Source organism: Denitrobacterium detoxificans (genome assembly GCF_001643775.1).
GTDB classification, from domain to species: domain Bacteria; phylum Actinomycetota; class Coriobacteriia; order Coriobacteriales; family Eggerthellaceae; genus Denitrobacterium; species Denitrobacterium detoxificans.
Map to the genome: position 1 here is coordinate 1,990,689 of NZ_CP011402.1, position 22,064 is coordinate 2,012,752.

Consider the following 22,064-nt stretch of genomic DNA (forward strand, 5'->3'; position numbering starts at 1 on the left):
TCGCAATCAAGCTGATATATATGATCTGCCGACTGTGTACCCGCCGACATAGATCCGGGATAGAAGACTCGCGTGACGCCGCGAGCAGGCGGCCTAGTGAGCGCTCGTGGCAAGCGAGATGTACACCGCGGAAAGAATGGTGAACACGTACGCCTGCAGGAAGGCTACCAGGGTCTCAAGCGCATACATTGCGATGAGGAAAACGAACCACAGGGGCGAGATGACACCGGGAACGATGCCGCCACCCGCGATGGCCGACGTAAGGAAGATGCTGGATGCCAGAGCGAAGATGCCGAGCACCATGTGGCCAGCGAACATGTTGCCATAGAGTCGCACGGCCAGGGTGAGCAGACGCAGCACCAGCGAGATGAGCTCGAAGAACCAGATGACGGGAACCATCACCACGGGCAGGCCCGAAGGAGCGATGGACTTGATGTAACCCCAGCCACCCTTGGTCTTGATGCCGTAGTAGTTGAAGTAAACGAAGGCGATGAGAGACAGCGCCCAGGTATTGTTCAGCGTGCCCGTGGGGGTCTTGAAGCCCGGCACCAGGCCGATAAAGTTCGAAATAAGAATGAAGAAGAAAAGCGTGGCCAGGAAGGGAATGTGCTTCTCGTAGCCATGGCCAATGGCGTTTTCGCCCATGTCGCGACGAACGAATTCGTAGCCATACTCAACCAGGTTGACGAACTTGTTGTTCGGAACCAGGGTGAGCTTCTTCGCGGCGGTGAGCACAAGAACGAGCACCAGCGCGAACACGATGACCATCCACAGCGTGAAGGTGGTCACAGGACCGAATACGGTCTGAGATTGCAGGGATTCCTGAAGCTCAGGAACGGAATTTGCTAGCTGAGTAAGCGCGTCCACTATATGCCTTTCCCTATTTCCCGCTTGATACGGCCTTCCAAATGCCGAAACCGAGGGCGCAGACTACGATGCCGGCGACCTCTCCCCCGACAAAGGGAAGAACATTGCTACGACTGAGCACGATACAGAGCACAGCCGAACCGAACAAAATGATGGATGAGCCGACAACCGCCAGCAGCAGAATACTGGCATGAGAAAAATTAGACGTACTCGTGACCTTACGAGCGGCCGTAAGCGCGCCTCGCAGAGGCAGGAAGCCAAGGGCTCCCAGAATGACACCAAGGACGATAGGTAACGCCACGTCTACACTTTCTCGTCAGACTCAAAACAACGGTACGTATCATAACGAACTTTCGGATGTGGCCCCAAAGAAAGCGTAAAAAACTGGATAAGTGAGCCGTATTTTCACAGAAATGCATAATATCGCCCATAAAGGGTTACGTATTACATGCGCCTTTCGTAAGCCCGTATATATAAATGCATGAAAGATGCGCCCCAGCGGATGTGCTGGGGCGCATCTGGTCCATAAGGTTCACATGCAACGCGGGCGCTATTTCGCACTTTCGTCATACACGCGCATCTTGATGCCCGACTCGGCAAGCAGTTCGGCGGAAAGTTCGTCGGGATACGGGTTCTTGTACACGATCTCGCTAATGCCAGCGTTGATGAGCATCTTCGCGCACACCACGCACGGCTGGGTAGTGATGTAGATGCACGCGCCAGAAATATCGATGCCATAGCGCGCCGCCTGGATGATGGCGTTCTGTTCGGCATGCAAGCCACGGCAAATCTCGTGACGCTGGCCGCTGGGAACGTTGAGCTGCTGACGCAGGCACCCCGTTTCCGAACAATGGCGCAAGCCACTGGGAACGCCATTGTAGCCCGTTGCCAGAATGCGACGATCCTTCACGATGAGCGCGCCAACCGAACGGCGCAGGCATGTGGAACGCGTAGCCACCTCATCGGCGAGCGTCATGAAGTATTCGTCCCACGAAGGACGATCGATACCCTGTTCCATTGCTTCCCCTGCCATTACGCCTCGGATATATTGCGAGCATTATACTCCCCCATACGACATATAGAAGAGCATTCACACTTCCGAAAACCCACCGACATAAAACGAGGTGGCCGACGCATGCCGGCCACCCCAAAACGTAACTATGCGTTTCGACTTAGAAGTCGAGCTCGGGATAGAGCGGATGCGCATCGATGATGGCCTGCACGCGCTCGCGCGTAGCAGCCAGCGCGGCGGAATCGTCGCGAGCGAAGGCGAACACCGCATCGGCAATGCAGGAGCCAATGGTGTAGAACTCTTCCTCGTTCAAGCCACGCGTGGTGCCCGCAGCCGTGCCAACGCGAATACCGCTGGTCACGAACGGAGAACGCGTCTCGTTGGGGATGGTGTTCTTGTTCACCGTAAGGCCGACTTCCTCGAGGACGCGCTCGGCATCCTTACCCGTGACATCGGCAGGCGTGAGGTCGACCAGGCACAGATGGTTGTCGGTACCACCGGAGACCAGACGAAGACCACCGTCCGTCATGCCGCGACCCATAGCCGCACAGTTCACAACCACATTATGGATGTAGGTCTTGAATTCGGGCTTCAGAGCCTCGCCAAAGGCAACGGCCTTGCCGGCGATAACGTGCATGAGCGGGCCGCCCTGCGTACCAGGGAACACGGCGCTATTGATCTTCTTGGCCAGGGCCTCATCGTTGGTGAGGATCAGGCCGCCACGAGGACCGCGCAGCGTCTTGTGCGTGGTGGTGGTGACGATGTCGGCATAGGGCACGGGGCTGGGATGCTCGCCCGCGGCAACCAGGCCGGCAATGTGAGCCATGTCGACCATGAGGTAGGCGCCCACGCCATGGGCAATCTGAGCCAGGCGCTCGAAATCGATGGTGCGCGGATAGGCGCTCGCGCCGGCAACGATGACCTGGGGCTTCACCTCTTCGGCCTGAGCCTGGAGCGCGTCGTAGTCGATGCGCTCGTCTTCGCCCACGCCATAGGCTTCCACGTGATACAGCTTGCCCGAGAAATTCACGGGCGAACCATGCGTGAGGTGGCCGCCGTTATCGAGGCTCATGCCCAGAATGGTGTCACCCGGCTTGATGATGGCAGCGTATGCAGCGTAGTTGGCCTGAGCGCCGGAGTGGGGCTGCACGTTGGCGAACTTGGCGCCGAAGAGCTCCTTCGCGCGATCGCGCGCCAGGTCTTCGACGATGTCGACCTTCTCGCAGCCGCCATAGTAACGCTTGCCCGGATAGCCTTCAGCGTACTTGTTGGTGAGCACGCTGCCCATGGCCTCCATTACCGCAGGTGAAACGATATTCTCGCTAGCAATGAGCTCGATGGTACCACGCTGACGCGACAGCTCTTCGCTGATGGCGGCAGCAACTTGCGGATCAGTCTTGTCAATAAACTGAAATGGCATGGCGTTCCTTTCGCTCGAAGTAGTATGCGTGCCATGCTAGCACTCCCGCGGCGATTAGGAACCCCCGATATCGGCTACTACACATAGACAGTGATAGCAGCAGGACACAATATAAGAAGCGTGGGGCGAATTAATCGAGGCCCATGATTTTTTCAACGCGGCCAGCATGGCGACCGCCGCCAAATTCCGTGGAGAGGAAGGCGTCGAGAATCTCGCAATTCGTCTCGAAGCTCACGAAGCGACCGGAAAGCGTAATGACGTTCGCATCATTATGCTCGCGACACAGGGCCGCGAACTGGGGCGTAATGATGTTGGCAGCGCGAACGCCCGCCACCTTGTCGGCGGCCAGGGCCATGCCAATGCCCGTTCCGCACACGAGGACGCCGCGCTCGGCTTCGCCCGCGGCCACGTCCTGGGCAACGGGAAGCGCAAAGTCGGGATAATCGACGCGATCGGCGCTATCGCAGCCCCTATCGAGCACTGTGTGGCCCCGCTGCTGCAGGTATGCCTTCAGCTGTTCCTTCTGCTCGAACCCAGCGTGATCGGAGCCCATCGAGATAACCATGTGCGCTTTCCCTTCGTTTATGCCATGCATTCGGCATGCATACGTCCGTTTACGGCGCCATTATAGGCACGCGCGGTATACTACTACCAGCATTACGACAAAACAGGAAGGTATCAACATGACTGTGCTCGAAGAATTCGGCCCGCGCGTAACCGTCGTCGACCACCCCATGGTGCTCCACAAGCTTTCGATTCTGCGCAGCAAGGACACGCCCTGCAGCCAATTCCGCACGCTCGTGAAAGAGCTTTCCCTGTTCGAGGGCTACGAGGCCACGCGTGACCTTACCCTGGAAGAGGTCGAAGTGGAAACGCCCATCTGCAAGACCACCTGCTACCACGTCGACGCAGGCCACGATGTTGCCATCGTACCCATTCTGCGCGCTGGCTTGGGCATGGTCGACGGCATGCTCGAGCTCATCCCCTCGGCCCACATTGGCCATCTGGGCATGTACCGCGACCCGGAAACGCACGTGCCGCACGTGTACTATGGCAAGCTGCCCAACGACATCGCTAACCGCTACGTACTCATCGTCGACCCCATGCTCGCCACAGGCGGTTCTTCCATCGACGCCATCCGCTACCTGCGCGAACAGGGCGTCAAGCAGCTGAAGCTCATGGTGCTCGTGGCCGCACCCGAAGGCCTGCGCGCCGTACTCGATGCCGATCCCGACGTACAGATTTACACCTGCGCCGTAGATGAGCGCCTGAACGACGACGCCTACATCGTGCCCGGCCTGGGCGATGCCGGCGACCGCATCTTCGGCACGAAGTAAACCGCGCGCCACATAGCAACAGTCAAACGATAGAGGGGATCCGTTTTGCAACGGATCCCCTCTTCGCATATGCGCACATCCCAAAGCGCTACGATGCGGCCTCGAGCTGTTCGACGCCAATATCTGCTTCGACATCCTTCAGATTACTCAACGCCTCGTCAAGATGGCGAAGGGCGGTTTCCTTCTGTTCGGGCGTAAGCGTCTGCGAATTCTCGATATCCTCTTTCATCTCCTCAAGGGTCGATGACCCCATCGTAAGGGAAAAGAGATAGGACTCGCTTTCTCTATCGGACGCCGTTTGCTCCCTTGGGGTATCGAACGCGCCATCGTTCGCATGATTTTGCGGAGGGTCGATGAGGTACAGCGACCACAGGATTCCGCCAAAGACCAATATCACCACGAATGCAATGTTCATGATGTCGCGCGGAACGCGCGCAATCCAACGCTCGAGCAGTGGATAGACGAACCAGGCAATGATGGAAGCCGCGACGCCAAAGGCGAGAGCGTTCTGCAAGCACACCTGCCCCATGATGTTTCCGAAGTTGTCGCTATAGTTCCACAGCTGCAAATCGGCATTGACGATGAGGCCCATGCTGAACTCGATGAGCGAGCACACGAGGGCATTGGCAACGAAGCTGATAACGTACGGGATGATGCGGTTATTGAACTTCTTCTTCAGCCACTGGAGCAGGGGGTAGAGCGCCAGCGCGATGATGACCACCGCAGCGCCCTCCATGGGGTACGGATAAAGCCAATCGCGCCACAACATCGTATTCGTTGGATCGTATTCGCCTTGCACAATGCCCAAGCGAATGAACTGGCACATGCCAGCCTCCATCCAATGCCCCAGCACCGAGAACACGATGAAGTACATGATGAGGTTGCGCACGAACGGCCATCCGCGGCGGTTGATGACGAATTCCTCTTTGTCCGCCTTATCCCGATAGAACGATACGTCGTTAACGAGCACTGCCTTCACGCGCTTGGAGAAGATGAAGTAGAAGATGAGGAAGACGTAGTAGATCGAGCCGAAAATGGTGCTGAGTAGCGAGAAATCACCAGCCACGGCTGAGGCTATGCCGGGCACCACGATTGCCACAACCGCCATGGCGATTACGAAGGGACGCGCGATCTTGTAGCGATTCACGAACAGCCAGAAAGCCACGCCCTCGAAGACGATCATGAACCAATCGAGCACGTTCGAAGAACTGTAGACCACGGTGTCTCGTGACGACATGATCAAACCAACGAGCGTAAAGAAGATATGAACTGCGAAGAGGACCTGCACGACGCGCATGAAGCCCATCTTATTCGGCGCGCTGAACTTGATGGCCTGATAGGCCTGGCGCGCCGATTTCGTGGCAGCCGCATGGTCGGCATTGGCCCTCTTACGCGCCGCGCGCTCTCGGGCACGCGCCTCCTTGGCGGCCGCGCGATCACCCGCGCGCTCGGCCTTGAAGCTCTCACGCCGTGCCTCGTCGGCCTCGGCGTCGGATTCCATGGCAACACCGGCCATAGCAACCGCTTCGGCAGCGTCAAGCTGGGCCCCGCGCGTTATGCGCGCGCGGTCGGCGCGCCCCGAATCGACTTCCTTGCTTGCGGAATTCTCAGCTCCCTCGGCCATACGACATCCCCCTCCGATGAACCCAATTTCAACCAGAAATGATGGTTCAATGATAGCAAAAGGGACGACTCAGCCCCGAACATGTCATTCAACGGTTTGATTCGTCCTGGTGCGTTCGATGCACGACTTCCAGCCACTGAGCAACTGAGCACGCCGAGCGGCATCCATCTGGGAAGAGTACACGTTCTCGATGACGCGCTTGCTGCGAATTTCGTCCATATCCTTCCAGAAACCCGTATGCAGGCCAGCCAGGAACGCCGCACCCGCCGCCGTGGTTTCCGCATTCGCGGGACGAACGAGCCTGCAGCCCAGGATGTCGGCCTGGAACTGCATGAGGAAGTCATTACGCGCGGCGCCACCGTCGACGGCCAACGTTTCCACACGCACGCCCGCGTCGGCAACCATGCTGGTCATGAGGTCGCTCACCTGATACGCCAGCGCCTCGAGCGCGGCACGCACGATATGTGCGCGATTCGCGCCCCGCGTGAGCCCATAGATTGCCCCACGCGCCTGGGCATCCCAATAGGGAGCGCCCAAGCCCGTAAACGCAGGCACGATGTAGACTCCCGCGGTATCGGGCACGCTACGCGCCAACTGCTCGCTTTCCGAGGCGGAGCCAATCATCTTCAGCTCGTCGCGCAGCCATTGGATAAGCGCACCCGCCATGAACACGCTACCCTCGAGCGCATACTCCAGGCCCGAAACGCCAGGCTCGCTGGCAGCAATCGTCGTAACCAGGTTGTTCTTCGAACGAATGGCCTCGTTTCCCGTGTGCATGAGCAAAAAGCATCCCGTACCGTAGGTGTTCTTCGCATCGCCTGGGCGCGTGCAGCACTGTCCGAACAGGGCCGACTGCTGGTCGCCCGCCACACCGCAGATGGGAATGCCCGCGGGAATGGAGGGAAACGAAAATGAACCCGCACGCGAAGCCGCAGGCACGCTGCCAGCCGTGACGCCGAAATGCGACGACGAAGGGCGCACCTCGGGCAGCATGGCCATCGGCACGTTGAAGAGCTCGCAGAGCCAATCGCACCATTCGCCTGCATGAATATCGAAGAGCATGGTGCGGCTGGCGTTCGTGTAATCAGTTGCATGCACGGCGCCGCCCGTAAGGTTCCAAATGAGCCACGTATCGATGGTTCCGAACAGGATATCGCCGGCACAGGCCGCCTCACGCGCGCCCGGCACGTTATCGAGCAGCCACGCAATCTTGCTCGCCGAAAAATACGCATCGGGAATGAGTCCCGTGGTGTCAGTAATGCGCTCACGCAGGGCGGGGTCGGCGCAAAGCTCTTCGATGATGGGTGCCGTACGGCGGCATTGCCACACGATGGCAGGGGCAATGGGTTCGCCCGTGCGACGATCCCACAGCACCGTGGTCTCGCGCTGATTGGTAATGCCGATGGCATTCACGTCACTCGGTTGCACGGCAAAGGCATCCATGACGTCATGCAGCACCGAAAGCTGCGTCGAAAGGATTTCGAGCGCATCGTGCTCTACCCAACCAGGCTGGGGATAATGCTGCGTGAAGGTCATCTGGTACACGCCGCGCACGATGCAATCGCGGTCGACAAGGAGGGCGCGGGACGACGTGGTGCCCTGGTCCAGCGCGATAACGTACTTGCTCACAGACGCTCCTCCAGCCAATCCAGCACGTCGGCGTATACCAACTCGTGGGCGGGCTCGTTCAAGATCTCGTGGCGCATGCCCTCGTAGATACGCACCTCAACATCGGAGTGATCGGACGCGATCAGCGCCGCAGCAGCGTTCCTCACGCCCTTGCCCATATCTCCCACGGGATCGCACGAACCCGAGACAAACAAGATGGGGAGCTCGGAGGGAATGCCATGCAGGCACCCCGAAGAAGATGCTTCAAGCACGAGAGAGAGCAGAGAGGCATAGCCACCCGCGGAAAACATCGCACCGCACGCGGGGTCGTCGGCATAGCGCTTCACGCATTCTTCCGACGTGTTAAGCCAAGCCAACGGAGAGGTAGCATCCGGAATGCGCTTCGCATAGGACCCAACGGCCATGTTATGAAGAAACTGGCTGCGATAATCCCATCCACTTGCTCGCGCGATAAGTCGGGAAAGGCGCTCGCCGGCAAACGCAACGGGACGCGGCTGGTCGCCCGATCCGCACAGGATAAGCCCCGCCAAACCCGCACCATGGCGGCCCGCATAGCAGCGCGCGATGAAACTGCCCATGGAATGGCCAAACAGCACGTAAGGGATGCCCGGGAAGCGATCCTGCGCAATGCGACGCAGCGCATCCACGTCGGAGATCATGATGTCGTTGCCGCCAACGGGCAGTTCTCCCAGTTCGCTCACGTGCACCACGCTCTTGCCATGGCCAATATGGTCGTTGCCGAACACCACGTATCCGCTCGCGGCAAGCATGCGAGCAAAGTCGTCGTAACGCTCGATATGCTCTACCATGCCATGCGCAATCTGCACGATAGCTCGGGGCGCGGTGGCGGGAATCCAGGCAAGCACCCTAATGCCCGTCTCGCCATCGGAGGAATCGAAGTAGAACTCCTCGCGCTTGATGGCCTCCTTAGCCTGATCCACCTGTTCCCTTTCCTGCATGGGGTCCTCCTTGCAACTACAGGTAGCCTATTGGTCGGCTTTCGCCGTTTTTGCCTTAACTTCAACCGTGCCCTGACGCACGATTCGGGGGGCATCCCCCGTGCAGTCCACCACCGTGGACGCAACACCGCTTGCACGCACCGAACCGCCCACGACCACGGCAGCACCCGATACGACAGCAGAAGACAGAGCCGAGGCGCTTGCGGGGGCATCCTCCCCCGACACATTCGCGGACGTCGTGGCAAGTGGGCAGCCCACGAGGTCCATAAGCTGCCGCGAAACCGCACTATCGGGCATGCGCAATGCAATGGTGCCCTGGGCCGACTGATACGCCTGCGGCACGGCATCGCTTGCACGCACGATAAGCGTAAGCGCACCCGGCCAATGACGTTGCGCCAGGTCGTAGGCATACGCGGGAACGCTTTCACCATAGACGCCTAGGTCATGCACGCCACGCACGAGCCACGCCACGGGCTTGTTCGCAGGGCGGCGCTTTATACGATAGAGCTCTTCGGGCGACGAAACATGCTCCACTGCCACCCCCAAGCCAAAAACGGTATCGGTAGGAAACGCAACGGCCTTACCAGCACGCAATGCAGCCACGGCCTTCGCCACGTCAGTGCTCTTGGCGCATGCCTCATCGCAGGCACCCTCCCCCGCGCTTTCCGCGGCAGAGCCCAAAGCAAGCTCGCTCACAATGCATTGAGCCACGCGCATGCCGTCGGCTGCCGCAGAGACAATACCGCCGGCATAGCCCGCGCCTTCGCCACAGGGGTACACACCCGTCGCCCCTGCCCGATTGCGCGATGCTTCCGTCCCTAGAAATGCCTGGCAATCGTTGCCACGACACATGCGCACGGGCGAAGACGACCTGGTTTCAGGAGCCGTCATAACGGCCTGGGGCGAGGCAAACCCGTGCAGGCGCGCCTCCATCTGGGGAAGCGCGTCGGCAAGGGTTTCGCACACGAAAGCGGGCAGCACATCTTGCAGCTGCACCTGCACCACGCCACGGGCGTACGTAGGCTGTACGTTTGAGCAGCCCGCACCCTTCGAGGCGGGACGATGCATGCTGGCCAGGAAATCGCCCACCGCCTGAGCAGGGGCAGAATAGGGGGCACCACCCGCTTCCACGGCAACGCGAAACGCACGCTGCTCAACCTCGCGCTGCAGATACATGCCCGCAAGCGGATCGCTCGAGCCAAAATCCGCTGGATCGACGTTCACGAGCAGCGCAGCATTGGCGTTGCGCCCATCGCGTGCACGCTCGCTCATGCCGTTGGTGACAACCGAATGCTCCTCGCTTGCCGCGGGAACCACCGTGCCACCAGGGCACATGCAAAACGTATACGCACTGCGACGCTTATTCACGTGAATGGCCATCTTGTAATCGGCTGCGCGATTGCGCAACGCGGGGTGACTAGCCGCCGACCCCCACTGCGACTGGTTGATCAGAGCCTGAGGATGCTCGATGCGCACACCCATAGAAAAGGGCTTCTGCTCCATGAACAGACCCCATGCACGAATCGCCTCGAATGTGTCGCGTGCCGAATGGCCGCAGGCCACCACCATGCGCGCCACGGGCATCACCGAACGCTCGCCGGTGTGCACGTCTTCCAAAACGGCTTCGCGCAGCCTTCCTTCCGCAAAACGCGCATCCACCAATTGCGTACCAAAGCGCACCTCGCCACCCAGATCGATAATGCGCTCGCGCAATGATCGAACGACCCCAGGCAGGACATCGCTGCCGATATGGGGCTTCGCATCCCACAGGATATCCTGGGGCGCACCCGCCTCCACGAACCACTGCAGGGCATACGGCGTAAGAGGATGCTTGGTATTCGTGGTGAGCTTGCCGTCCGAAAACGTGCCTGCACCACCTTCGCCAAACTGGATATTGGTATGCACGTCGAGTGGCGCGCCTTCGTTGAACGCATTCACGATGCGCATGCGTTCTTCCACGGCATCGCCCCGCTCCACGAGCAGCGGGCGCAAGCCGGCATGCGCCAAGTAGAGCGCGCAGAATAGCCCCGCAGGACCCGCGCCCACCACCAGGGGGCGCGATTCGTCCGAAACGTTCAACTGAGGAAACGCAAGCGGAGCGGGTTCGCGATATGCTTGCGCCTTGCCGCTTTGCACGGCAGCAGCTTCCGCTTGCTCGCCCCGCAGGCACGCACATGCGGTCACGTTGAAGTGCACGTCGGATTTCTTACGGGCGTCGATGCTGCGACGCAGCGTGCGCACCCAAAGCACCTGGCTGGGCGAAACGTCCAGCTTCTTCGCCACGGCACGCACGAGCGCGCCTTCCGTAAACGGGGCATCGCCTCGCGTCTCTCGTTCGCTGTCGAGCGAGCATCGTACGTTGGGAACCCTAATCATCGCGCGCTCGCCGCCTCTCCAGCGACAATGCCACTCGCCCATGCCCAGTGCAGGTTATAGCCACCACAAGGGGCATCCACATCGAGCGCTTCGCCGCAAACGTACAGCCCAGGCTGACCGGCAACCTCCATGGTTTCGGGGCTCACCGCCTCCACGGCAACGCCACCCCGATGCACCTGGCAGAGACGCTCGTCTCCCAGCCCTCTCACCACAAGGGGAAACGCCTTCAACGTGCGAGCCAGCTGGCTCACGCCCGTCTGGCTCATGGGCTCGTGCCCCTTCAGGCCCGCCGCGCGCAACACCGCGTGCGCAACTTCGGGCAGGAGCATGCCCACGCAGAATTCCTCCGCCGTGCACGGCTCCATGACGCCAAGGCGACGCTGCAGCAGCGCTTCGGCGGAATCACCTTCGCACGCAGGCAGGAAATCGATGGCAATGACGTCGCCCGGCCGCACGAGACGAGACAGGTTGAAGGCAGCAATGCCGGAAACGCCGTACTCGCGAAACGTGACTTCCCCCTCTTCGCGCACATCGCCCGATTGAAGCGCACACTTCACGCGCACCTTATCGAGGCCAGCGATGGGGGCAACATCGGTGGCAAGGGGCCCAAGCACGGGCACCGAAGGGCGCACCTGCACGTTGGCGGGCAACACCGACGAAGGAACGTTGCCTCCCGCGCAATACACCACACTGCATGCCTGCAGCTGCATGGTCTGAGCATGCGCGCGGGCGGCTGCAAGATCGCGCGCCGTAACGCGCTTGTTCGTCTGCGGCAGCTGCATACGATCGTAGGCGACCTGCCACGCGTCACCATACAGAAGCACGCTCGTTACGCTGCACCCTAGCTCGATGCGCACGCCTGCGCGTTGTGCCGCAAGAAGCAATGCATCCACGACCGACGTCGCCTTGTTGGCCTGGGGGTACAGACGGCCTTCAGATTCCTGTCGCAGCACCAAGCCGCAGCTTTCCAAAAACGCCAGCGCTCGTTCGGGGGAGCAGGCGCGAAATGCCTGCTCGACAAAGCATTCGTTGCGATACAAGCCCGCATGCGTATGAACATTCGCAATGTTGCAGCGCCCATCGCCCGTACGCTTGATGGAGCGCCCGTGTTCGTAATCGCACTCCAGCACAATGACGCTACGTCCTGCGCGCGCCGCCGTAATAGCGGCAGCAAGGCCCGAAGCCCCGCCGCCGACAATGCATATATCAACTCGTTCAGATTTCATGGCATCGATGATACCGCATACGCACACGAACAACGCGCCTCAGCACGCCCCTTCCCCAAGGGAACATGCCTTGCCTGCAATGCAAAAGCCCGCCACTCGCAGGGAGCAGCGGGCTTCGAAGCCAAGAGGCGAAACGCCTAGATCTCGGCCTTCCACAAACCATGCAGGTTGCAGTATTCGTACACCGCAACGGGAGCATCGTCGTCGGCGACGACAAACGATGCCGCAGGCTTCATGCCAGGCTTGAGCGGAGCGAACTGATACCCCTTCTGCGTTTCCAGGCAGATGAAGGTGATGTAATGCTCCTCGAGCATGGGATGCTCCACCTCGCCCACAACGACATCGATTTGCGGGCCATTCACCGTAACCATGGGAACGTGCTTTTCCTTGGCGGCATCGACGGTATTCGCCGTGAGTTCTTCCATCTTCTGACCGCAGCAGGAAAGCGGCGCACCCGAATCGTAGGGCTTCACGGCAATATTGCCGCACTTGGCGCATTTATAGAAAGCAAGGGCCATGGTTCCTCCTTCTCCGACACCATGTACATGGGATTCATGCTAGCGCATGCAAATTGCCATTCGAAAGGAGGCTACGTACGCGTTACTAAACTGAGACGCACGGCTTCGCCATGCAGACGCTACGCTTCGGGGGAACCCTGCACGTCTTCCGCCTCGTCCTTAGCTTCGGGATGGCCTTGCTGAGGCAGGTGCGTTCGGGAAACCCAGATGAGCATGCAGATGCCCGCGATGATAAGCGGCAGCGAAAGCACCTGGCCCATGGTAAGCCAGTTCGTGCCCAGAAGATATCCCAGCTGCTCATCGGGCAGGCGCACGAATTCCACCAAGAAGCGGAACACGCCGTACAGCAGCATGAACACGCCCAGGAACGTGCCGCGGGAGCGCGGGGGCGTCTTGCGCGAAAGGGCGAACAGGATGATAAACAGCAGCACGCCTTCCAGCAGGGCTTCATACAGCTGCGAGGGATGACGCGGTACGGAACCAGCTGCGCCGCCAAACACGACGGCCCACGGCAGGTCGGTGGGGGCACCCCATAGCTCGCCATTGATGAAATTGGCGCAGCGACCGCAGAACAAGCCAATGGGAGCAGCGATGCAACCCAGGTCGGCAAGCGTGGTATACGGAATGCCGCAGATCTTCGCCGCCACGATACCGGAAAGCAGCGCGCCAATCAGGCCGCCATGGAAGCTCATGCCGCCCTGGGAAAACGCTAGGATCTCGAAGGGATGGGTCAGGTAGTAGCCATCGCCATAGAACAGCACGTAACCCAAACGCGCGCCGAAAATAACGCCCACGACCACGCAGATGAGGATGGTGGACAAGTCGTCGGATGTAACGCGCACGCCCCACCGCTTTGCCGTACGGGAAATGACCAGCGCCGCAAAGAAAAAGCCGACGACATAGGCAAGGCCATACCAGCGCACGGATAGGGGCCCCAGCGTGAAAGCTACGGGGTCGAGCATGTGATAGAGATCGTTGAGCATTGTGTTTCCTGGGGACGCAACGCGACCCGCAGGCCGCGTCTATCGATTAGACGTCTCGCAGCCGCCCATGCCCGCATTCATCTTGCGCGCAGCAGCCGCTATACCTGAACGCATGTCCTGAGGTATGGGCGAAAGCGTAGTGACCTTCGTTCCGCACTTCGGACACTTCAGCGTGAACAATGCGCGTTCGGAGCTGAGCACCATGACGGAGCAATAGTCATGCAAGTCGAAATCGGTTGAACCGCATGTTTCGCATGTCACTACCGTCGCCATACACCCTCGCCCCCGCGCATCTAAGCTTCTGGACTAACGTTCCCTTCGATTGTAGCAGAACATATCCGCGCCTCCGCAGGTAGGTTGGGGAAGCGTCACCGAGACGGGATGCGCGCTAGATTCCAAGAGAAAGCTGGCCCGAGGAAGTTGCGAGGAGGCTGCGCTGATCGGCATCGGTTATCTCGTCATCGGGACCAATCGTTCCGATAAGCAGCGGCGAAGCGGGGTCGTGCGCCGCATAATTTCGCGCAGCCGCAGCGTGGCTCTTGTTGGCATAGCAATAACGACAGCCATTGGGGCATGTCTCATAGGCGCCGATATCGCGGCTCGGATAGCACCCGCAGCCTTCCCGAAGCCCCGGGTGCTTCAGCTTGCGAAATGCGAGGCTGTTGGCCCGCCCCAGGATATCGAGGGTCGTGCAGCCCGACTGGTGAATCCCATAGCGGCTCCAGCTTTCCTTGGTTGCGCACGTTTGCACCCACAACCCATGTCGGCGGGCAATTTCCCCAATGCCACGCGCAAGCCGCTCTTTGTCGGTGTCCGACACTTCCTGCAACTCGGGCATATTCGTCTCGAGCTTCTTATAGCGCTCGACGAAACTGAAAATGCAGCGATCAACATGCCCCGCTAGCCGACCGGAAAGATACTCAAACGTCTCAAGATGGCGCTCGACCGAATACGCGGGCGTTACGAGCACCGGATCGTAGCGCCAGGCAATGCGCCGCGCACCCACGATACGCTCGAGACGCAACAGCGTCTCGACGCTCTCTTCTATAGAAGGAACGCCTGGTTCGATATCGCGCCCGTAAGCGGTAATGGTGTAGTGGAAATAGGTGGGATACTGCTCGGTAATCGAAGGAAGCCCCGCAAGAAGCGGGGCGTAATTCTTCGAGCAGAACATCACAAGGTCTATCTGCTCGGGATTCAGCGCATAGCGCGTCACCTTGTGCGGAAAAAGCGGGTTACGCACCAGCACGTAGCCCTCCGCAAAGCGGTTGAGCAGCCACTTTGCATAGTACTGCGGTATGTCGGTGCGCGCACCCGTGTTTAAAATCATATCTTCGCCCTTCCGCAGAGCATTGTAGCCTCTACGACCCTACAGGCTCATCACCGACTGACGGAACCGATCAAGTTTCCCAGCCCTGGCATCTTCCACAAGACGAGAGAGCTGCGCAAGCAGACGCTCGCGGTCATCGGGCAAATGCCCGCGAATCGGTTCGGGAAGCGTAACATGTTCGGCCTTGAAGATGGTGGGTATTTCCAGGCAGGCAACGAAACCGCACGTTACGATGCGCATGCGATACCATGGCCAGGAAAGATATAGAAAGCGAGATTCATGGCCAAGCATACGCCGCAACATACAAACGCGCCCGCATCGCAGAAGCACGCCATTCCCGCATCGAGACACCTGCGCCTGCTCATTACGCTCGACGTACTTGTCGCGCTGCTCGCCCTTGGCGCTTGGATTTCCATGATCGCCGGCCTCGACGGAGGCGTCCTCTCGCTCACGGGGTTCAGGAGCCTGCGCTACTTCACCGTGCTCTCTAACATACTCGCGGCGCTCTGCTGCGCTCTCTGCGCAATCTTCGAGATCTGCATGCTCTCGAAAGCCCAGGCATCCTTCCCCACCGCACTCCACGTTCTGCGCTTCATTAGCGTAAACGGGATTATGCTCACCTTTATGGTCGTTATGCTCTACCTTGGCCCAGCCCTTAGCTATCCCGCGGTCCTTACCGGTGGCAACCTGTTTCTCCACCTCATCGTTCCGCTTTGTGCCCTTGCGACCTTCTTGATTGCGCAAAGCGGCAAAGTGCTGTCGGCATCCCAGGTGCCCCTTGGGCTTATCCCGGCGCTCGCCTATGCCACCTTCTATGCAGCAAACATCCTCATAAATGGCCTAAGCTTCGGCATCGAGGGCACCGACTGGTACAACTTCACCATATACGGCACCGTTTCCCTGCCCGTGTCATACGCCATCATCACCGCTTTCTGCCTTGCTCTCGCCTATGCACTCTGGTTCGCGAGTGGCGGACGACCGCGCCCTCGTCGCACGCCGCGCTAAAAACGCGACAGTCGATAGCGCAAGGCCCACAACGAAACAAAAGGGCCGCGTCGTTGTTGGAAGCAACTGGCCGCCGGCCCGCATGTGCATCTTGGGCACCTACGGGCCGACGTGGGCACGTCGATCACGGCAGGAACCAACTGCCACATGGCTTTACGGCTTGCAGCGGACGCCGGCTCGGCAAGGTTGCCCCTCTCGCGAACGAACCGGCGGCGCCAGTCGGGAACCATATGACCAGCCTGGCAGCAGATGCCCGTCGATTCTTTTAGTAAACCGTTCTCCCGATCGGGAATCGTCAGGACCGCAAACGGGCACAACCCGCTCGCCCATCCAAGGCCGGGTCGGGATTGCCCCTTGGGGGCACTCTGAAAGCAAAAAACTGAAAGCGCTGCTTAGCGCATGGGCTGCGCGAGGAGGCAACAAAGGCAAAGCCGAAGTTGCATCGTCGCGCAGCCCATGCGCTAAGCAGCGCCAGTAAATGCATGAAGCAGCGAGCGCACGAGCGTAGGTTTCGGCCCATGCAGGGCCGAAACCACGCGAGCAGCGGAGCGGGTGCCCCAAGGGGCAATCCCAACCCGGCCCCGCAACGAGTTACAACCCAAACAGCGACCCCGAATACGCCCACGCGGGAACCCGGACAACAAAAAAGCCGCCGGCAATGCCAGCGGCTTTAGGTTCGCGAAAGCGATGGATTATTCGGCAGGAACAACCTTAACAACGCCGGGAACGCGATCCTTCAGGATGCGCTCGATGCCGTTGGCAAGCGTCATCTGAGACATGGGGCAACCATGGCAGGCACCCTGCAGCTCGACAACGACGGTGCCGTCTTCCTGCACGTCCACCAGGCTCACGTCGCCACCGTCGGCCTGAAGGCTGGGACGGATAAGCTCGAGCACTGCGGCTACATCTTCACGATTAGGCATAGGAATCTCCTTCTGTAATCTCATTATGCTAGGCGCATTCTACCATAGCGCGGTAGAAGCGCAATCAACGGTTAGCTGTCGTTACGCCAGGATATGCGGACGGGCTAATTCGCCACCCAGTCTTTGCCGATAACGATCAAAATGTCGCTGCTGAACGAGTAATACGCACTCGCCGAGGTCACGCGACCGCACCCCAGCACGTTCACGAGGTTCTTCGCGGCATCGGCCATGTCATCGGACGAATAGATGATAAGCGTCTCGTCGTACACGTACGTTTCGGTATTGCCCGTTTCGGAAACGGTGTACCCCGCCGCCGTAACCTCGTTTGCGGTCGTGCTAGCAGCACCCGTGATGCCCGCGCCATTGCGCACGGATACGGTAATGCCCGTGGGGTCGACATCGGCCAGCGTTTCCTCGGCATTGGGGTCGCCGCCCGCGTCTACCGTCTGCATGAGCGTGGAAAGCGAGCTACTGGATACCGAGAAGGTGGAGCCATCGGAAGACGTGGAACCAGGAACGCAACCCCCATACACCGTAACGCCATTCAGCGAAACAGCCTTCGCCAAAGACGCCAGGTCGCTTGCCGACAGGTCCGTCTGGAAGTCGGAAGCGATAGTATCGAGCGTCAGGACCGATTCCAAGCCAGAACCGCCCAGAGCCTTCTGCAGCAACGCGGAAAACACGTCTTGCTGTACCTGTGCCTGAACGCTTTCGGGGTTGGAGTAATTGCGCGCACGGCACACGAACAGGGCCGTTTCGCCATCAAGCGCCGTTTCGCCCGCGGGAAGCCACTTCGTCCCCACACGCGGGTCGTCGACTTCTTCGGGAAGCGTTACGGTAACGCCGCCCAACTCGTCCACGAGCGTTTCGAACGAGCTCGCGCCAATCTTCGCGAAATGGGAAATCTTAACGCCCATCAGCGAAGACACCTGCGAAATAAGCTCGGCGTCACCGCCAATGGAAGACGCCTGGGAAAGCGTATGCGTATTGCCGTCGGACATAGAGGCCGTGATGTTGGACGGAATGGACACGAACGTGACCACGCTGCTCTGCGGATCGACGCGCATGAGCATGAGCAGGTCGGACGAATCGGATTCTTCGCCGGGCTTCGCAAACTCGCCCACGATAAGCGTGTAATACGGGTCGGTATCGGCAGACACACTGGTAAGCGCGTTCAGCGTATCGCTATCGGAAATGCGCATCTGTCCGTCGATAGACGTGGCATACACGAACCGGGAAACGGAAACGACCGCAACGATGGCCACGACGACAACCGCCAGGAAGCCAAGCACGCGACGGCGACGCCTGCGGCGCATGTTCGCCTCAACGTAGTCGCGCCGATGCGACCTGCGCGAATAATCGCGATGAGACTCGCTCGTGCGCGTATGCGGCACCACATGGCTAATCTCGCCACGCACGGCACGCTGGGCACCACGCTGGTTGCCGAAGTTCACGTTGGTGCGTGCGGCACGGCGTGAATTCGCAGCGGCATGCGTGCCGATGACGGAACTATTCACCGCGCGGGCGCGCTTGCGCAGTCGTTTCTGTTCGCGGCTCATGGGGGCCTACAACTCCTCGATGGTGGTGCGCTCTACGCGGGCACCCAAGCTGGAAAGCTTGCCCACATAGTCCTCGTAACCGCGGTCGATATGGGAAATCTTGCGTACGATGGTCTCGCCCTCGGCAATAAGGCCCGCGAGCACCAGCGCGCCACCTGCGCGCAGGTCGGTGGAAACCACCGGCGCACCCTGCAGCCCCTTCACGCCATGCACGAGCGCATGGTGGTCGTCGATGACGACGTCGGCGCCCATACGCGACAGTTCCGAAGCAAACATGAAGCGATTCTCGAACACGTTTTCCGTAATGACGGAGTTGCCTTCTGCCAACGCCGCAAGCAGCATGAACTGCGCCTGCAGGTCGGTGGGGAAACCCGGATGCGGAAGCGTTTGAATGTCGACCGAACGCAGCGGCTGCGTACGGCTAATGGTGATGGAGTCTTCGGCGGTTTCGACCGTGCAACCCATGGCGCGCAGCTTCATGATTGCCATGCGCAAGAAGGACGGGTCGATGCCCTCTACGGTAAGCGGACCACCCATGAGAGCGCCGCCCACCAGGAACGTACCAGCCTCGATGCGGTCGCCCACCGTAGTGTGCTCGCAAGGATGCATGCTGGAAAGCGGCACGCCCGTGATGGTGATGACCGACGTTCCTGCGCCGCTGACCTTGGCGCCCATGGCGTTGAGCATGTTTGCCAGGTCTTCGATCTCGGGTTCGCACGCAGCGTTGTCGATAGTGGTTTCGCCTTCGGCCACAACAGCGGCCATCATGGCATTCTCGGTTGCACCCACGCTGGGGAAATCGAGCACGATGCTGCCGCCATGCAGGCCCTCGGGCGTGGTGGCCACCAAGTAGCCATGCTCGACCTCGAAATGCACGCCAAGCTGCTCGAGCCCCACCAGGTGCATATCGATCTTGCGGGCGCCAATCTGGCAGCCGCCCGGCATGGCCACATGGGCACGACCGAAGCGACCGATGAGCGGGCCAAGCACGGAAATGCTGGCGCGCATCTTGCTCACGAGCTCGTACGGCGTTTCGTACGAATCGACCGTGGAGGTATCTATGGTAAGGACATGGCCCTCACGATGAACGGAAGCGCCCAGCGTTTCGAGCACTTCGCTCATGATGACGATATCCGAAATAAGCGGGACATTATGAATGGTGCTTTCGCCCTGGCCCAGAAGCGACGCGGCGATGAGCTTGAGCGCCGAGTTCTTCGCGCCCGACACGCGCACCGTACCCGTAAGGTTTTCGCTTTCGCGAACGATGATTACTTCTTCCGACATACACCGTTCCTTCGCAGTATCTTCTTCTCTCATTATCTCTTGCCTGAGTGATTATAGCGAGATTGCACGTAGCGCAACCCACCCGTTACAGAATGCGCAGAGGTTGGGCATTGCCACAGCCGCAATGAAAGCCGCGCATAAAAAAGGAGGATGCACGAGGCATCCTCCCAAAGAGATGTGGTTGATTCGCTGTTAGTCGCCCAGGGCGATGCGAGCGAAGTCGACAACCTTGATCTCGTCGCCGAGTTCCTTGGCAACGCCGGCGATGTAGGAAGCGACCGTCTGGTCGGGATCCTTCACGAAGTCCTGGTCGACCAGGCAGTTTTCCTTGTAGAACTTCTGCATGCGACCAGTGGCGATCTTTTCCTGGATGGCCTCGGGCTTGCCGGATTCAGCAGCCTGAGCCTTGTAGATGGCCATTTCGTGCTCGCGGATTTCCTCGGGAACGCTGGTTTCGTCGAGGGAAACGGGAGACGTGGCAGCGATCTGCATGGCAACGTCCTTGCCCATCTGAGTGAAGGCAGGAGCAGCAGCGGTAGCCTCGTTGTTGAAGCTGAAGGCCACCAGAACGCCGATCTTGCCGTTCATGTGGATGTAGGGAACCAGGGCGCCCGTGCCGGAAACCTCGAGGCGCTTGAAGTTGGCGATCTGCATGTTCTCGCCGATTACGTGGATGGCCTCGGTGAGGGCATCCTGAACCTTCTCGCCTTCGAACTCGCTTTCCAGCAGCTCTTCCACGGAAGCCGGGTTGTTCACGGCAACGGCCTTCGTGAAGTTCTCGGCGTAGGCCTGGAACTTATCGGTGAGAGCAACGAAGTCGGTTTCGCAGTTCACCTGGCACACGGAGCCAACCGTGGCGTTGTCTTCGCAGACCAGAGCAACGACGCGACCCTCGTTGGTGGCACGGCCAGCCTTCTTGGCGGCAGCAGCCAGACCACGGGTACGCAGAACGTCTACGGCGCCGTCCATGTCGCCGTCGGCTTCGGTGAGGGCCTTCTTGCATTCCATCATGCCGGCGCCCGTCATCTCGCGGAGTTCCTTGACCATTGCGGCGGTAATCTGAGCCATGTGGGTTTCCTCTCTCTATGGAAAGAGGGGCGGCGCGAAGCCGCCCCATTCGTTACGAATGCTATTCAGCGGCAGGAGCGGCAGCCTCGGCAGGGGCCTCAGCAGCGGCTTCGGGAGCAGCTTCGCCCTCGGCAGCCATTTCCTCAAGCGTGACAGGAGCACCGATGCCGTCGATGACAGCGGCAGCGATGAACTTGCAGAACAGCTTGACGGAGCGGATGGCGTCGTCGTTTGCGGGGATGCCGAAGTCGACGTCGTCGGGATCGCAGTTGGTGTCGATGGTGCCCACAACGGGGATGTGCAGGCGCTGAGCCTCATGGATGGCGATGAGCTCACGGTTGGTGTCGACCACGAAGATGGCGTCGGGGGCCTTCTTCATGCTGCGGATACCGTTGAGGTTCGTCTGCAGCTTGGTGAGTTCCTTGTGCAGCAGCATCTGCTCCTTCTTGGGCAGCAGCTCCATGCGGCCGTCGGCGTCCATAGCCTCGAGCTCTTCCATGCGAGCAACGCGAGAGCGGATGGTGACGAAGTTGGTGAGCATACCGCCGAGCCAGCGAGCGTTCACGTAGGGCATGCCGCAGCTGTTAGCAGCTTCGGCAACGCTTTCCTGAGCCTGCTTCTTGGTACCCACGAAGAGGATGGTGCCACCGTTGGCAGCCAGGTTGCGCACGAAGGTGTACGCCTGGTCCATGCCCACGAGGGTCTTCTTCAGGTCGAGGATGTAGATGTCACCACGATTGCCGAAGATGTACGGCTTCATCTTGGGGTTCCAGCGGCGGGTCTGATGACCGAAATGCGCACCTGCGTCGAGCAGGGTCTGGATAGAGACCTTCTCCATGTTTACTCCATTCGTTAATCCTCTGCGCGCGTTCAACCCCGGTCCGCAGCCTTTTTCGGTGGCCACTAGCGGGCACGAGTCCGGCACGCATGTGTAATAAGAAACT

Annotated in this window: 22 protein-coding genes; 2 read left to right on the forward strand and 20 right to left on the reverse strand. The window is 59.9% G+C overall.

From position 1 onward, the window contains the following. Positions 1-93 precede the first annotated feature (93 nt). From atpB to rpiB, 5 genes are all read right to left on the reverse strand, one after another. Positions 94-867, reverse strand: a complete 774-nt coding sequence (gene atpB / locus AAY81_RS08150) for a F0F1 ATP synthase subunit A (RefSeq protein WP_066663775.1) — start codon at positions 865-867, stop codon at positions 94-96. 13 nt (positions 868-880) lie between these two features. Continuing rightward, positions 881-1,168, reverse strand: a complete 288-nt coding sequence (locus AAY81_RS08155) for a hypothetical protein (RefSeq protein ID WP_066663778.1) — start codon at positions 1,166-1,168, stop codon at positions 881-883. Positions 1,169-1,417: 249 nt separating this feature from the next. Then, the gene (locus AAY81_RS08160) at positions 1,418-1,885 is read right to left on the reverse strand and encodes a deoxycytidylate deaminase (RefSeq protein WP_066663780.1); all 468 of its coding nucleotides are present in this window, start codon (positions 1,883-1,885) and stop codon (positions 1,418-1,420) included. A gap of 154 nt (positions 1,886-2,039) precedes the next feature. Beyond that, positions 2,040-3,299, reverse strand: a complete 1,260-nt coding sequence (gene glyA / locus AAY81_RS08165) for a serine hydroxymethyltransferase (protein ID WP_066663787.1) — start codon at positions 3,297-3,299, stop codon at positions 2,040-2,042. Between the two features lie 130 nt (positions 3,300-3,429). Next, positions 3,430-3,864, reverse strand: a complete 435-nt coding sequence (gene rpiB, locus AAY81_RS08170; RefSeq protein WP_066663790.1) for a ribose 5-phosphate isomerase B — start codon at positions 3,862-3,864, stop codon at positions 3,430-3,432. Between the two features lie 118 nt (positions 3,865-3,982). Here rpiB and upp point away from each other — a divergent pair, with 118 nt between their 5' ends. Continuing rightward, positions 3,983-4,636 (forward strand): uracil phosphoribosyltransferase, encoded by a 654-nt coding sequence (gene upp / locus AAY81_RS08175; protein WP_066663794.1) that lies wholly within the window; start codon positions 3,983-3,985, stop codon positions 4,634-4,636. Between the two features lie 88 nt (positions 4,637-4,724). Here the strand turns inward: upp and AAY81_RS08180 are convergent, their stop codons facing one another. From AAY81_RS08180 to AAY81_RS08225, 10 genes are all read right to left on the reverse strand, one after another. After that, positions 4,725-6,260, reverse strand: a complete 1,536-nt coding sequence (locus tag AAY81_RS08180; RefSeq protein ID WP_066663796.1) for a putative ABC transporter permease — start codon at positions 6,258-6,260, stop codon at positions 4,725-4,727. 84 nt (positions 6,261-6,344) lie between these two features. Further along, positions 6,345-7,889 (reverse strand): glycerol kinase GlpK, encoded by a 1,545-nt coding sequence (glpK, locus tag AAY81_RS08185; protein ID WP_066663798.1) that lies wholly within the window; start codon positions 7,887-7,889, stop codon positions 6,345-6,347. Next, complete coding sequence (locus AAY81_RS08190; protein WP_066663802.1) at positions 7,886-8,848, reverse strand: alpha/beta hydrolase; 963 nt, start codon at positions 8,846-8,848, stop codon at positions 7,886-7,888. The genes glpK and AAY81_RS08190 overlap by 4 nt, the downstream gene beginning before the upstream one ends. Before the next feature lie 27 nt (positions 8,849-8,875). Beyond that, entirely contained in the window at positions 8,876-11,224 is a 2,349-nt protein-coding gene (locus AAY81_RS08195) for an L-threonylcarbamoyladenylate synthase (RefSeq protein ID WP_066663805.1), read from the reverse strand. Continuing rightward, complete coding sequence (locus AAY81_RS08200) at positions 11,221-12,477, reverse strand: aminoacetone oxidase family FAD-binding enzyme (protein WP_143117313.1); 1,257 nt, start codon at positions 12,475-12,477, stop codon at positions 11,221-11,223. The genes AAY81_RS08195 and AAY81_RS08200 overlap by 4 nt, the downstream gene beginning before the upstream one ends. A 110-nt stretch (positions 12,478-12,587) precedes the next feature. Next, positions 12,588-12,968 (reverse strand): desulfoferrodoxin family protein, encoded by a 381-nt coding sequence (locus AAY81_RS08205; RefSeq protein ID WP_066663809.1) that lies wholly within the window; start codon positions 12,966-12,968, stop codon positions 12,588-12,590. Positions 12,969-13,087: 119 nt separating this feature from the next. After that, on the reverse strand, positions 13,088-13,951 hold the full coding sequence (lgt, locus tag AAY81_RS08210) for a prolipoprotein diacylglyceryl transferase (RefSeq protein ID WP_066663812.1): 864 nt from the start codon (positions 13,949-13,951) through the stop codon (positions 13,088-13,090). A gap of 39 nt (positions 13,952-13,990) precedes the next feature. Continuing rightward, positions 13,991-14,224, reverse strand: a complete 234-nt coding sequence (locus AAY81_RS08215; protein ID WP_066663814.1) for a hypothetical protein — start codon at positions 14,222-14,224, stop codon at positions 13,991-13,993. Positions 14,225-14,339: 115 nt separating this feature from the next. Next, complete coding sequence (locus AAY81_RS08220) at positions 14,340-15,281, reverse strand: DUF1848 domain-containing protein (protein WP_066663816.1); 942 nt, start codon at positions 15,279-15,281, stop codon at positions 14,340-14,342. A gap of 39 nt (positions 15,282-15,320) precedes the next feature. Next, positions 15,321-15,521 carry a hypothetical protein gene (locus AAY81_RS08225; RefSeq protein WP_066663818.1) on the reverse strand — a complete coding sequence of 67 codons (201 nt, stop codon included), beginning with the start codon at positions 15,519-15,521 and terminating at the stop codon, positions 15,321-15,323. Positions 15,522-15,560: 39 nt separating this feature from the next. Between AAY81_RS08225 and AAY81_RS08230 the strand changes: the two genes are divergently transcribed. Next, a complete protein-coding gene (locus tag AAY81_RS08230) occupies positions 15,561-16,286 on the forward strand; it encodes a hypothetical protein (protein WP_066663820.1) in 726 nt (241 codons plus the stop codon). A 692-nt stretch (positions 16,287-16,978) separates the two neighbouring features. On the opposite strand, the gene AAY81_RS08235 is transcribed toward AAY81_RS08230, so the two are convergent. The 5 genes from AAY81_RS08235 to rpsB form a co-directional block, all read right to left on the reverse strand. Beyond that, positions 16,979-17,209 (reverse strand): NifU family protein, encoded by a 231-nt coding sequence (locus tag AAY81_RS08235; RefSeq protein ID WP_066663823.1) that lies wholly within the window; start codon positions 17,207-17,209, stop codon positions 16,979-16,981. A 104-nt stretch (positions 17,210-17,313) separates the two neighbouring features. Beyond that, positions 17,314-18,768 carry an LCP family protein gene (locus tag AAY81_RS08240; protein ID WP_066663826.1) on the reverse strand — a complete coding sequence of 485 codons (1,455 nt, stop codon included), beginning with the start codon at positions 18,766-18,768 and terminating at the stop codon, positions 17,314-17,316. Between the two features lie 6 nt (positions 18,769-18,774). After that, positions 18,775-20,052 (reverse strand): UDP-N-acetylglucosamine 1-carboxyvinyltransferase, encoded by a 1,278-nt coding sequence (murA, locus tag AAY81_RS08245; protein WP_066663829.1) that lies wholly within the window; start codon positions 20,050-20,052, stop codon positions 18,775-18,777. 192 nt (positions 20,053-20,244) lie between these two features. Beyond that, positions 20,245-21,120 carry a translation elongation factor Ts gene (gene tsf / locus AAY81_RS08250; protein WP_066663832.1) on the reverse strand — a complete coding sequence of 292 codons (876 nt, stop codon included), beginning with the start codon at positions 21,118-21,120 and terminating at the stop codon, positions 20,245-20,247. Positions 21,121-21,181: 61 nt separating this feature from the next. Then, positions 21,182-21,958, reverse strand: coding sequence for a 30S ribosomal protein S2 (rpsB, locus tag AAY81_RS08255; protein ID WP_066663835.1), 777 nt, complete (start codon positions 21,956-21,958; stop codon positions 21,182-21,184). Between the last annotated feature and the right edge of the window lie 106 nt (positions 21,959-22,064).